At 64.4% G+C, this 12,115-nt stretch carries 10 protein-coding genes and 1 pseudogene; 8 read left to right on the top strand and 3 right to left on the bottom strand.

Annotated features, from left to right (window positions below; all coding sequences use genetic code 11):
* Positions 1–499 (top strand): annotated as a pseudogene (locus VMJ11_RS01480) (M55 family metallopeptidase); the annotation flags it as partial.
* 154 nt (positions 500–653) lie between these two features.
* Here VMJ11_RS01480 and glgX read toward each other — a convergent pair.
* Together glgX and VMJ11_RS01470 are read right to left on the bottom strand one after the other, a co-directional pair.
* A complete protein-coding gene (gene glgX / locus VMJ11_RS01475) occupies positions 654–2,837 on the bottom strand; it encodes a glycogen debranching protein GlgX (protein ID WP_325616190.1) in 2,184 nt (727 codons plus the stop codon).
* 348 nt (positions 2,838–3,185) lie between these two features.
* Positions 3,186–3,509, bottom strand: a complete 324-nt coding sequence (locus VMJ11_RS01470; RefSeq protein ID WP_325616188.1) for an antibiotic biosynthesis monooxygenase — start codon at positions 3,507–3,509, stop codon at positions 3,186–3,188.
* Positions 3,510–4,079: 570 nt separating this feature from the next.
* Here VMJ11_RS01470 and VMJ11_RS01465 point away from each other — a divergent pair.
* The 7 genes from VMJ11_RS01465 (at position 4,080) to VMJ11_RS01435 (ending at position 11,427) form a co-directional block, all read left to right on the top strand.
* The gene (locus tag VMJ11_RS01465) at positions 4,080–4,370 is read left to right on the top strand and encodes a hypothetical protein (protein ID WP_325616186.1); all 291 of its coding nucleotides are present in this window, start codon (positions 4,080–4,082) and stop codon (positions 4,368–4,370) included.
* A 5-nt stretch (positions 4,371–4,375) separates the two neighbouring features.
* Positions 4,376–4,909, top strand: coding sequence for a hypothetical protein (locus VMJ11_RS01460; RefSeq protein ID WP_325616184.1), 534 nt, complete (start codon positions 4,376–4,378; stop codon positions 4,907–4,909).
* A gap of 453 nt (positions 4,910–5,362) precedes the next feature.
* Positions 5,363–6,772, top strand: a complete 1,410-nt coding sequence (gene eat, locus VMJ11_RS01455) for an ethanolamine permease (protein ID WP_325616182.1) — start codon at positions 5,363–5,365, stop codon at positions 6,770–6,772.
* Positions 6,773–6,799: 27 nt separating this feature from the next.
* Entirely contained in the window at positions 6,800–8,197 is a 1,398-nt protein-coding gene (locus VMJ11_RS01450; protein WP_325616181.1) for an ethanolamine ammonia-lyase subunit EutB, read from the top strand.
* Complete coding sequence (gene eutC, locus VMJ11_RS01445) at positions 8,194–8,997, top strand: ethanolamine ammonia-lyase subunit EutC (protein ID WP_325616178.1); 804 nt, start codon at positions 8,194–8,196, stop codon at positions 8,995–8,997. Before VMJ11_RS01450 ends, eutC begins: the two co-directional genes overlap by 4 nt.
* A 614-nt stretch (positions 8,998–9,611) precedes the next feature.
* Positions 9,612–9,974, top strand: a complete 363-nt coding sequence (locus tag VMJ11_RS01440) for a hypothetical protein (RefSeq protein WP_325616176.1) — start codon at positions 9,612–9,614, stop codon at positions 9,972–9,974.
* 427 nt (positions 9,975–10,401) lie between these two features.
* A complete protein-coding gene (locus VMJ11_RS01435) occupies positions 10,402–11,427 on the top strand; it encodes a helix-turn-helix domain-containing protein (RefSeq protein ID WP_325616173.1) in 1,026 nt (341 codons plus the stop codon).
* Here the strand turns inward: VMJ11_RS01435 and VMJ11_RS01430 are convergent.
* Positions 11,376–11,954, bottom strand: coding sequence for a GNAT family N-acetyltransferase (locus VMJ11_RS01430; RefSeq protein ID WP_325616172.1), 579 nt, complete (start codon positions 11,952–11,954; stop codon positions 11,376–11,378). The two genes, VMJ11_RS01435 and VMJ11_RS01430, sit on opposite strands and share 52 nt — an antisense overlap.
* Between the last annotated feature and the right edge of the window lie 161 nt (positions 11,955–12,115).

Raw genomic sequence — 12,115 nt, 5'->3', positions numbered from 1 at the left:
TGCTCGCGCACACGATCAATAGCTTTGCGTTCGCACGCGTGCTCGTGGATGGCACGGATACTGGCGAAGCGGGATTGTATGGCGCGCTGGCAAACGAGTATGGCGCGCGCGTGGCGCTGCTGAGCGGCGATGACGTGTTCGAAAGGGAAACGCGGCCAGCCTTTCCCGACGCGAAGTTCGTAGTCGTCAAGCGCGCCTGCGCACACGCGAGCGGCGACATGCTGACGCCGACCGCCAGCCGCGAGCCTATTCGCGAGGCGGCGCGCGAGGCCGTTGGGCAGGTGGCGCGCGACGGCGCGTGGTGGGATCACGCTTGCGCGCCGCGGCGTGTGCGCGTGTGCGAACTGCACACGCAGACGAGTGCGCTTGCCGATCTATTTGGACAGTGGCCGGACGTCGAGCGCGTATCGGGGTGCGTGATCCGTTTTGCAGGCCCTCTGCGGAGCATCTCGTGCGCACGCTCAATTGCTTGTCGGCGATGTCTGCGGTGTTGCGCTGAGGTACGCAAAACCTCTCGCACGCGCAGGCACATCGGTTATTCAATTGCGCAACTAACTGTCAATCCCGGGCGACGTCGCCCTGCAGGGCGGCTACCGTACCCCGGGCCCGTGTGCTCGCCGTGCCAGCAGGCATGGGCTGCAGGGGCGTGCCATTCATCCCGTCAGATTCTCTTCCAGCCGCTGAAACACGCGCTGCGTCGCACCGCGCACATGCAGCGCGAACAGCAGCAGCGAGCGGCCCGTGACCTGGTAGACGTCACCGGCCTCGAATTCGGGCAGTTCGTCGCGCACGGGCATGTTCGTGTCGATGAGACAGCTCCATTGGTCCTTACCAGGCACGGAAGGCAGCGTGAATTCCACCATGTCGTGGTACGCGTTGAGCACGATGAGCATGGTTGCATCAGAGGCGAGACGCATGATGCCGCTCGTTTGCGAACGCCCATCGATCAGCATGCCGAAGCAACGCATCGCGGCGTCATCCCATTGCCCGGACGCAAGCGGCACGCCTGCGGGCGAGATCCATTCGACATCGGTCACATCGAGTGTTTCGTTATGCTCGCCAATGAGAAATCGGTTACGCCGCAGAACAGGTAGCGCGTGGCGCAGCGCAGTGAGCTTGCGCACGAAGTCAGCCAGCGCACGGCCCGAATCGTCGATGCCCTCCCAGTCCACCCAGCTGATCTCGTTGTCCTGACAGTACGCGTTGTTATTGCCGCGCTGCGTGCGGCCGAACTCGTCGCCCGCGAGCAGCATCGGCGTGCCCTGAGAAAGCAGCAGCGTAGCGAGGAAGTTGCGCTTCTGGCGCTCGCGCAGCGCGCGGATATGCGCGTCGTCGGTCGGGCCTTCGGCGCCGCAGTTCCATGAGAGGTTGTCGCCGTGGCCGTCGCGGTTGTCTTCGCCGTTGGCCTCGTTGTGGCGCTCGTTGTACGAGACGAGGTCGTGCAGCGTGAAACCGTCGTGCGCGGTGACGAAGTTCACGCTCGACCACGGCCGCCGGCCGCGCCGGTTGAAGCGGTCGCCCGAAGCGCACAGGCGTGTGGCGAGGTCGGCGGCTCTCGCTTCGTCGCCTTTCCACCAGGCGCGCGTGGTGTCGCGAAAGCGGTCGTTCCACTCGGCCCAGCCGGGCGGGAAGCCACCCACCTGGTAGCCGCCCGGTCCGCAGTCCCACGGCTCGGCAATCAGCTTCACGCTCGAAAGGATCGGGTCCTGGCGGCAACTGTCGAGAAAGCCGCCGCCTTCGTCGAAGCCATAGGGTTCGCGCCCAAGGATCGTCGCGAGGTCGAAGCGAAAGCCGTCCACACCCATTTCGAGCACCCAGTAACGCAGGCTGTCGGTGACCATCTGGAGTACGCGCGGGTGCGAGAGATTGAGCGTGTTGCCCGTGCCGGTGTCGTTGATGTAGTAGCGCTTTTCGTCAGGCAATCTGTAGTACGAAGCATTGTCGATGCCGCGAAACGAGAGCGTGGGCCCCAGCTCGCTGCCTTCGGCCGTGTGGTTGTAGACCACGTCGAGAATGATTTCGAGGCCGGCCTGGTGGAAGCGGTCCACCATGTTCTTGAATTCGTCGATCGAGCCGTGCGCGCCCACCGAGTAGCGCGGATCAGGCGCGAAGAAGCCAATCGTGTTGTAGCCCCAATAGTTCACGAGGCCGCGATCGAGCAGGTGCGAATCGTTCACGAACGTATGCACGGGCAGCAATTCGACGGAGGTCACACCGAGCCCGCGAATGTATTCGAGCACCGGCGTTTGCGCGAGGCCTGCGAACGTGCCACGTTCCTCGGGCGGTACGTCGGGATGCCGGATCGTGTAGCCGCGCACATGCGTCTCGTAGAGGATCGTACGCTCGCGGGGCACGCGTTCCCGATCACGCAGAGGATGGTGCCAGGCGAAAGTCTGATCGACCACGCGACAGCGTGGGACGTAGCGTGTGCTGTCGCGTGTGTCGAAGGAGAGATCGCCTTCGGGGCTGCCAATGGTGTAGCCGAACACGGCCGGATGCCAACGCAGCGCGCCTACGTGCGCCTTCGCATAGGGATCGAGCAGCAGTTTGTTCGGATTGAATCGGTGGCCGCTCTGCGGCTCGTAGGGTCCGTGCACGCGATACCCATAGATCGCGCCCGGCTCGAGATCGGGCAGGAACACGTGCCACACTTCGTCGGTGTACTCGGGCAGAGTGATGCGCTCGATTTCGCGCACGCCGTTCTTGTCGAAGAGACACAACTCGACCTTCGTCGCATTCGCGGAAAAGAGCGCGAAGTTGACGCCACGCCCGTTCCAGGTGGCGCCGAGCGGAAACGGCTGTCCTTCTACGATGCGGGGGGCGGTTTTCTTCCTCATGGGCTCGACGGTTGGGAACGCAGTGGCCGGTCGCGAGCGGCGTGCGTGAGCGCGCCGCCCGCGCGCGTGCGCGCAAAGGCGTGGATTTCAGTCAAGCAAAGTTTGGGCCAATGAGGCGCAATAAGCTGTGGCGCGGCGGAGAGATGCGGGACGGGCGCCGACAAGGGCCGATGCGCGGGGCCTGGCGAGATTTTTGCACCCTGCAGGTGCCATGTACTGAGAGGGCTGCGCGCATGCGGTCCGCTCGCGGTCCGCGTTGCGCGCATGTAGCTTTGGCGCAGCGCGTGTGCAGTTTTACCGATGCACGTACTGTGGTTTCGCATGCGGCGCCTGCTTCACTGACTTCGCCTACTTCACCGTTTGCACGACTTCGAAGCCTTCGAATTCGGGATGGCTGAGGTAGACCGGACGGTTCGTGCCGCCCGCGTTGCCCGCATTACGATGGGCGGCCCGAAAAGCTTCGGAGCGCGTCCAGTCTTCGAAGTGTGTGTGGCTCGCCCAGATCGTGTGGCTCGCATAGAGCACGTGGTCTTCGCGCTGCGGCCCTTTGAGCAGATGAAATTCGATAAAGCCGGGCACTTCCTTCAAATGCGTGTCGCGGTTCGCCCAGACTTCCTCGAATGCGGCCTCGGAGCCCAATGCGACCTTGAAGCGGTTCATGGCGATGTACATGCGGCGTTCCTCTTCGCGTGCGAAAACCCAGAAAAAGCGCGGCGGCGGGACGCGCCCGCCGTCGGTCCGATTTTCGATTATAAGTGGGCGCCCGTGAGTATGCGCCTGCGCGCATCAGGTGATGCAAGGGCGGGCTTGTGCGCGACGGGATGGTTTGGCAGAGGGCTCGGGCTGCGAGAGTGACTGGCCGCGCCGATGCGCTCGGCGGCCAGAGGGGGGGGTGTCGAGGGCGGCTCGGAGCCGATGTTGATCGCATGTGGGCCATGAAGCCTGCTCATGGAAATGATGAAGGTGGCTGCGATCCGTTGTCCCGAATTTCGGTCGACGATGCATTGGTTTAGTTCCCTGACCCATCGCAACGTTATACGTCCGCTATGGGCAGCAAGCGACTTGCTGCGTCTCATAATCGCGTGTTCATTAATACACGAATTCAGCTTACTCAATCTGCATGACTAACAGTTTTTTAACAAAGCATTCACAGGGCGGGAATTTTAGTCTTTTGCCAGGCGGAGTTCGCATTTAACGTGGATTCCTTCAAAGTACAATGCAGACCCACCCGGAGCACGGCAAATGAGTAAAGAAGAACTTCTCGAGCTGTTCCGAGAGGAAATCCAAAACATGATCCCGAGGTTCGTGGAGCGCAACGGTTGCCAGCCCGATGCGCTTTTCATGTCTCCCGACTTCGCGCGGGAACTCTTCGGAACGACGGGCGAAGACGTGATGGTTTTCGATGGATTGCTGGTCATGGTGACGCTTGCCGCAAGCGCGCCCGAACTGGCCTGCATGTCGATGATCCTTGAGCATTTGCCTGAGGCGATCGACCCCCGCACGCGCCACCGAACCAAAAATCATAGGGCGTGATTTCCATGAGCAAACGAGAAATCATCGGTGAACTTCGCAAGCGGGTCACGAGAGGCATCCCTGAATTCGAACAGATATATGGGCACAAGCCAACCGTGCTTCTCGTGCAGGAGGCGCATGTGCTCGCGCTGGGCAGGGGTGAGACTCACCATCTTGCACCGTTTTGCGGGCTGACGGTCCTGGTGGACCTGCATCTGGATCAGCCGGCGCTGAAGAGCGAAACGGGTGGGCTCTACCGGCTGGACCCGGAGCGCTTGCCCGGGCATGGTACCGAAGCCGGCCCAGAAGTGGTTGCGTCGGCAAGGAAGGCGAAGATGCTCGGCACTTCGTCGAAGCGACTCGTGCAGGGTATCTGCCGGTACATGGCCGAGCACGATGAGAGTCCCAGCGCCTTGATCGTGCATCCGCGTCAGCTTTCCGAGTTCTACCGCGACGCCGCTGGCGTGGTGCCGCTTCTGGATAACGTTTGGGTGCTGACCAGCCCATGCTTCGAGAATCCGGTGCTGGTGGACGCGCATGGCAACCATCGCGAGTTGTAGCCATGGCGTCGCGCGATTTCGATTTCACATCTTTCCCCGGACATGATCGAGGTTGGGGGAGTCCGTGTCCTGTTCCGGATTCGCTACCTTCGCTATTTCGTCCTTCAAATATTGATCAGGATTGCAATGATTCGATGCCACACGCAGCGCATCGACCGTTCGTGGCAGTGTTCTGCTGCCACGTCTGGCTCAGTCAATAGCCCCGCTCGCTGCAAGGCGCAAGATCGCCTGCGCTTCGGAAAAGAGTTGCTCAAGCGCATGTCCTGGCCGCCGTAGACGGGATGGTCGAAAGCATTCTGCAAGGTATGGCGCAAACGCGCGCCGCGTGCCGCAGCGCGTGCAAGGTTTGCCGATTTTCGATAACACGTCGATTAATGACCCAATAGCATGGTTTCACTCGCCCTTGGCGGCCACGGCAGGCCGCCCGCGCGGGCCATCCAGAGGGAGAAAACCATGCAACGCGAGTCCAACGCCCGCGCCGCCGCAGGCGGCAAGGCAACCCAGCCGGCGCTCAACCAGACGCTCGGCACGTGGCAGTTGTGGGGCATCGCAGTCGGCCTCGTGATCTCCGGCGAATATTTCGGCTGGAGCTACGGCTGGGCCAGCGCCGGCACGCTCGGCTTCGTCATCACCGCACTTTTCGTCGCGGCGATGTACACCACTTTTATCTTCAGCTTCACCGAACTCACCACCTCCATTCCGCATGCGGGCGGACCGTTCGCTTATGCGCGGCGTGCGTTCGGGCCCGCGGGCGGCTATCTCGCGGGCGCGGCTACACTCGTCGAATTCGTGTTCGCGCCGCCTGCCATCGCGCTCGCAATCGGCGCGTACCTGCACGTGCAATTCCCCGGGCTCGAACCGAAGCATGCAGCCATGGGCGCGTATCTCGTGTTCATGGCGCTCAATATCGTCGGCGTGCAGATCGCCGCAACGTTCGAGCTGATCGTCACGCTGTTCGCCATCTTCGAACTGCTCGTATTCATGGGCGTGGTGTCGCCGGGCTTCGCATGGGGCCATTTCCTCAAGGGCGGCTGGTCGGGTAGCGATCACTTCTCGCTCGGCGCGTTTCACGGCATGTTCGCCGCGATTCCGTTCGCAATCTGGTTCTTCCTCGCGATCGAAGGCGTCGCGATGGCGGCCGAGGAAGCGAAGAATCCGCGTCGTTCGATTCCCATTGCGTATGTGGCGGGCATTCTCACGCTCGTCGCGCTGGCCGTGGGCGTGATGGTGTTCGCAGGCGGCGCGGGCGACTGGACGAAGCTCGCCAATATCAACGACCCGTTGCCGCAGGCCATGAAGTACATCGTGGGCGAGCATAGCGGCTGGATGCACATGCTCGTCTGGCTCGGCCTCTTCGGTCTCGTCGCCTCGTTTCACGGCATCATCCTCGGCTACTCGCGGCAGATCTTCGCGCTCGCCCGCGAAGGCTACCTGCCCGCGTGGCTCGCGAAGGTGCACCCGCGCTTCAAGACGCCGTATCGCGCGATTCTCGCGGGTGGCGTGGTGGGCATCGCCGCGATCTATAGCGACGAGCTGATCCAGTTCGGCGGCCAGACGCTCACGGCGAACATCGTCACGATGTCGGTGTTCGGCGCGATCGTGATGTACATTGTCAGCATGGCGGCGCTCTTCAAGCTGCGTCGCGTGCAGCCGGCTATGGACCGGCCGTTCCGCGCGCCGCTGTACCCGTACTTTCCGGCGTTCGCGCTCGTGGCCGCGGTGGTGTGCCTCGGCACGATGGTGTACTTCAATGCGCTCGTCGCAGGGGTCTTCGTCGTGTTTCTCGCGCTCGGCTACGCGTATTTTCTCGCTACGCGCGCCCAGCGCGACGCCATGCCCGGCGAAGCGGTGCTCGAGGAGTGAGCCGCAGGTTCTGCAGGAGTCCAGAGGATGAACTACACGGAGACGATCGGCGCGCGCACGTACCGCTTCGCGGATCTCAAGACGCTGCTCGCGAAGGCCAGCCCGCTGCGCTCCGGCGACCAGCTCGCGGGCGTCGCGGCGGCGAGCGAGGAGGAGCGCGTCGCCGCGAAAATGGCGCTGGCGGCGGTGCCGCTCAAGGCGTTCCTTTCGCAGGCGCTGATTCCCTATGAAGACGACGAGGTGACGCGACTCGTCGTCGACGATCACGACGCCGCCGCATTTGCCGCTGTTTCGCACCTCACGGTGGGGGACTTCCGCGACTGGCTGCTCTCCGGCGCGGCCGATAGCGCGGCGCTCGAACGCTTGGCTCCTGGCCTCACGCCGGAAATGGTCGCGGCGGTATCCAAGCTCATGCGCAATCAGGACCTGATCGCGGTGGCGAAGAAGCGCCCCGTGGTCACGCGTTTTCGCAACACCGTGGGCTTGCCTGGCCGCATGTCGGTGCGCCTGCAGCCGAACCATCCAACCGACGACGTGAAGGGCATCGCAGCCTCGATGCTCGACGGTCTGATGTACGGCTGTGGTGATGCGATGATCGGCATCAATCCGGCAACGGACAGCCTTGCGGCCATCGTGAAGCTGCTCGCGATGATCGACGGCTTTCGCGAGCGCTACCGCGTGCCCACGCAGTCCTGCGTGCTCACGCACGTCACCAACACGATCGCGGCAATCGAGAAAGGTGCGCCCGTCGATCTCGTGTTCCAGTCGATCGCGGGTACCGAGAAAGCGAACGCGAGCTTCGGCATCTCGCTCGCGCTGCTCGGCGAGGCACGCGAAGCGGCGCTCTCGCTCAGGCGCGGCACGGTCGGCAACAACCTCATGTATTTCGAAACCGGGCAGGGCAGCGCGCTCTCGGCGAACGCGCATCACGGCGTGGACCAGCAAACGTGCGAGGTGCGCGCCTACGCGGTCGCGCGCAAGTTCGAGCCGTTCCTCGTCAACACGGTGGTGGGCTTCATCGGCCCCGAGTATTTGTACGACGGAAAGCAGATCATCCGCGCGGGCCTCGAAGATCATTTCTGCGGCAAGCTGCTAGGTGTGCCGATGGGTTGCGACATCTGCTACACGAATCACGCCGAGGCCGACCAGGACGACATGGACACGCTGCTCACGCTGCTGGGCACGGCAGGCATCAATTTCATCATGGGCATTCCCGGCGCGGACGACGTGATGCTCAACTATCAGAGCACGTCGTTTCACGACGCGCTCTATGTGCGCGATCTGCTCGGGCTGCGCCGCGCGCCCGAGTTCGAGGAGTGGCTGGAGACGATGGAGATCGTCGATGCGAAGGGCGCGCTCCTGCCGGCCTCGGCGCGCGTGCCGCTGCTTGCGGGCGCGTATCAATGGATGGGGATCGACGCATGAGCGAAGCCGTCGAAAAGAATCCGTGGGGCGGCCTGAAGGCGTTCACGAACGCGCGCATCGCGCTGGGGCGCGCGGGCAACGGCCTGCCCACCGCGCCGTTGCTCGCGTTCAATCTTTCACATGCGCAGGCGCGCGACGCGGTGCACCAGCCGCTCGACGCCGAGGCGTTGCGGCGCACGCTCGAAGCCGAGGGCTTCGCGACGCTCGGCGTCGAGAGCGCGGCGCCCGACAGGCAGCACTATTTGCGCAGGCCGGATCTGGGGCGGCGCTTGTCGGAAGCGAGCCGGGCGGCGCTGGCCGAATCGGCGGCTTCGGCTGCCGCTTTGGCGCAAGGCGAGCCGCCCGAAGTCGTGTTCGTGATCGGCGACGGCCTCTCGGCGTTCGCCGCCGCGAAGCAGGCCGTGCCGCTGCTGCTGGCTGTGCGCGAGCGCCTTGCGGGATGGCGCATCGGGCCCGTGGTCGTCGCGCGCCAGGCGCGGGTGGCGCTCGGCGACGAGATCGGCGAATTGCTGGGCGCGAAGCTCGTCGCGATGCTGATCGGCGAGCGGCCCGGTCTGAGTTCGCCCGACAGCCTCGGCGTCTACCTCACCTACGCGCCCAGGGTGGGATGCCACGACGCGCAGCGCAATTGCATCTCGAACGTGCGGCCACAAGGGCTGCCCTATGATGCGGCCGCGCACAAGCTGCATTACCTGCTCACGCACGCGCGGCGGCTCGGGCTGACCGGCGTCGGCCTGAAGGACGATAGCGACGCCTCGCTGGCCGCGGGCGTACAGGCCGCGCAAATCGACAGAGCGTGAATGTTCTCATGCGAAGCGTGTTGTATCGCGCCGCTCGGGCCATCCTCGGCACGAACTCCGCGCAGCAAACCATGCCTTCGCACGAATCCCACGAAAGGCATGCCGCTTTGTGGTCCGGCGGAAGGCCGGCGACCTGTTCGCAGCGGGCCGCTCCGTCGGCACCTTCATAGCATTGCAGCTCGAAATGATGAAGGTGGTGCGCGAGACCAACGAGCCACACGCCGCACCAGGCGTGAGATGTGTGCGGCGATGCGTACTGGTTCGGCACTCCGGTCGTGCGCGAAGGCCATGCTCACCTATCGTGCAGGCCGGTTTGGCGCGCGTCGAACGCCGTTGCCTGTTGCTCGCGAAGCGTCTTGACAGCGAACACGGACATGCGCATGCGGACGCGTTTTCCATCTCATCAATCGGCTGAGTTGCAGTGCTCTTAGCCGCCGGTGTTCTCGCGCATTGGCGTACCGAGCGACTCACGCCGGCATCGAAATCCGTTTCGTCACAGCTACCGATCTGATGATGCAAATGGCGATGGCGTGACAGCAGAATCGTCTGCGCGAGCTTCTCAACCTGCTGCTAAAAAGGCCGCACAAGCCCACGCAACCAAGGCGGCTGAGGCCATGAGCATGTCCGCACAAGGCGTCCCCGTGTCCCTTTGCGGCCTGAGTCCAGGAGCCGATCGGGAATTTCTCTCCGGCATCCGGAAATCGCGGTTTTACAGCGCAGCGGCAGCGCAGAACATCAACCTCAGTTGGACAACGAGTCGCGCACAGCGGTGGGATGGCTGCTCACTGATCGTCCACACGCGCTACGTTCCCGCTCCCGAAGGGGCACGTCTGGAGGAGCGTGATCACTGGCCGGAAACCACTCCGGACTGCTACGCGGCCTTCGAACGCTACCATGCGCATCGCAACGCCATTGCCGTGGGCATCGAGCCGCGCGCCGTCATCATCAATCGCCTCGGTACGCATGGCAGATCGTAGGCAGGCGCGAGACGTTGCACGTGAATGTGCACAGTCAGTTCCGTCCACAGTAGAGGGATACGGACTGGTTCACGTGCCGTCCGGATCTGGGGCGGCGCTTGTCGGAAGCCGGCGTCGGCCAGAAGGACGATAGCGACGCCTCGTTGCCCGCAGGGACACCGGCCGCACAGCTTGCCTGAGCGCGACACGCCACGTGCGACGCGTGTTGCATGGCGCCGCGCGGGCCATCCTCCGCTCGGACCCCGCACAGCAAACGATGCACTGCAGCGGTGCGCAACGCCCCTGCGCCGCGATTGAGCACCTATGCGACAACTCATTGCGCCGCCGTGGAGCAGCGGTGCGCGCGTCCTTGGCCGTTCGCCCTGGTTTTCACGCTGGCGCGACTCTTGCATGATTGGCCGACCGGATGAATGCAAGCGAGGCAACGATGAACGAAACGGCTGAGCGTACCGAAGCCACGGCCGAGGACACACAGTGCAACGCGCAGGGCGCGGCGGTTCCCGCGGGCCGCCCCGTGGTCAGCGTCGCGCACGACGCCGACGAGCAGGCGCGCAACCTCGTGGGCTGGCGGCAGACCTACGACCAACTCGCGGCGGGCCGCTTCTGCGGCCTCTTGACGGAATTGCCGCTCGACGCGATGAAGGTGTTTCGCGAGACCACGAGCCACACGCTGCGCCAGGCGTGCGAGGTGCGCGGCGATGCGTACTGGTTCGGCATTCCGGTTGCGCGAGAAGGACATGCGCGCATCGACGCGCAACCCATCGCGGCTGACGCGTTCGCCCTGCGACCCGGCAACGTCGAGTTCGAGTTGCTCACACCGGCGCAATTCTCGATCTACGGCGTGGTCGTGCGCGGCGACGTGCTGCGCCACTATGCGGCTTCGGTCGAGCGAACATCGCTAGAGGAGCGTATGGCGCGCACGCCCATCGTGCAGGCAGGCGCGGCGCGCATCGAGCGCCTCTGCGCATTGCTAGCGAAGCGTCTCGACGGCGAGCACGACCATGCGCATGCGGACGCACCGCACGCACCGCTTTCCGATTTCGAACGCAACGAGGTGCAGGCCGAGGTGCTCGCCGCGCTATTTGACGCCTGCGTGGGTAGCGGCTCTGAGGCCGTCGAGCACATTTCGCGGCGGCGCTGGATCGTCGAGCAGGCGCGCGACTACGTGCTCGCCCATCGGGCGCGGCCAGTGGGCGTCCCCGAGCTTTGCGAGCAACTGCATGTGAGCCGGCGCACGCTTCAGTACTGTTTCCAGGATGTGCTCGGCATGGCGCCCGCCACCTACCTGCGCGCGCTGCGCCTGAACGGGGCGCGGCGCGATCTGTGCGGGCGGGCGGCGGGTTCGGTGCAGGACGTTGCCGCCGCCTGGGGCTTCTGGCATTTGAGCCAGTTTTCCGCGGATTATCGGCGCATGTTCGGCATGCGGCCTTCGGAGGCGCTGCGAGCGGCTTGACCTGGCTGCTTGTGATAGAAGGTCGTAGCGCAGAACGTGCCGTCCGGCATCAGCGCGTAGTTCGGCACCATACCCACGCGCTGCCAGCCCGCGCGCGCATAGAGGCGCTCGGCCACGCCGCCCGTCACGGTGTCGAGCACGAGCACCGACTTGCCCGCCGCGCGAGCCGCATCATCGATCGCCTGCATCAGGCGCAGCCCCACGCCGCGGCCGCGCGCGGCGCGGTGCACCAGCACCTTGGCGACATCGGCGCGATGCGGCTGGTTCTCGGGTTGCGCCGTCACGAGCTGTGCCGTGCCCACAATGCACTGCTGCGCATTCTCGGCCACGAGCAGCACGCGCTCCCCGCGCGCCACGCCCTGAGCCACCCCGCGCCAGAAGGCGAGCGCCGTATCGCGCGAAATCGGCAGCATGAAGCCCACCGAAGCGCCGCCTTCCACGCAATCGATCAGCACCTCGGCCAGCGCGGGCGCGCATGCGTCGGCTTCTTCGGTGCTCACGCGGCGCACCCTGATATCGTTGGTCATTTGATGTTGGCTCCGATTGATTAGTGATCCTGTGCAGTCAGGAAAGGTAGTGCACCGGCTCGTGGCGCGGGATCGCGACAAGACTTCAAGACCGATGCGTGCGGGCCGTTCGAGTGAAGAGACGCGCGGCGAGAATGCCGCCAATCGCACCGCCGACATGG

It is taken from the genome of Paraburkholderia sp., from assembly GCF_035501035.1.
Classification (GTDB): domain Bacteria; phylum Pseudomonadota; class Gammaproteobacteria; order Burkholderiales; family Burkholderiaceae; genus Paraburkholderia.
The sequence above is the reverse complement of the archived record's forward strand: the minus strand, read 5'-3'. Positions and strand labels throughout refer to the sequence as shown.